Genomic DNA, 590 nt, shown 5'->3' with positions numbered 1-590 from the left:
GTCGCACAGGCCGGCCAGCGGGTTCGGCTCCGGCCCGGTCAGCGCCCAGGCGAGCAGCCCGCACTCGCGCGCGGCCCGCGCGGCGGCCAGCACGTTGCCGCTCTCGCCGCTGGTGGACAGGCAGACCAGCACGTCGCCCTCGCGGCCGTGCGCGCGCACCTGCCGGGCGTAGACCTCCTCGGCGCCGTAGTCGTTGACGATGGCCGTCATCGACGAGGTGTCGGCGTGCAGCGCGATGGCCGCGAACGGCCGCCTGTCGGACCGGAACCTGCCGACCAGCTCGGCCGTCAGATGCTGGGCCTCGGCCGCCGAGCCGCCGTTCCCGCAGGCCAGCAGCCTGCCCCCGGAGCCCAGCACCCCGGCCAGCTTGCCGCCCCACGCCCGCACGACGGCCGCGTGTCCGTCGACCCGCGCCAGGGCGGTGCGGAGCTTGTCCAGATGCGTGTCCATGGCTATCCCCCCAGCGCGGCAAGGCGGCACAGCTTGCCGTCGATCACCTGCGTGTACACGGCCTCGGTCTGCTCGGCCACGCGCGCCCACCCGTACCTGGCGCGGGCGCGGCGCGCTCCCGCCGCGCCCAGCGCCCGCCG

General features: G+C 76.8%; 1 protein-coding gene. It reads right to left on the bottom strand.

Features of this window, described 5'->3' with window-relative positions:
* Positions 1 to 450 (bottom strand): D-sedoheptulose-7-phosphate isomerase (locus DQW85_RS21710; RefSeq protein WP_113702112.1); only part of this gene is annotated, 450 nt, incomplete at its 3' end.
* Between the last annotated feature and the right edge of the window lie 140 nt (positions 451 to 590).

The organism is Nonomuraea lactucae, from assembly GCF_003313395.1.
Classification (GTDB): Bacteria; Actinomycetota; Actinomycetes; order Streptosporangiales; family Streptosporangiaceae; genus Nonomuraea; species Nonomuraea lactucae.
The sequence above is the reverse complement of the archived record's forward strand: the minus strand, read 5'-3'. Positions and strand labels throughout refer to the sequence as shown.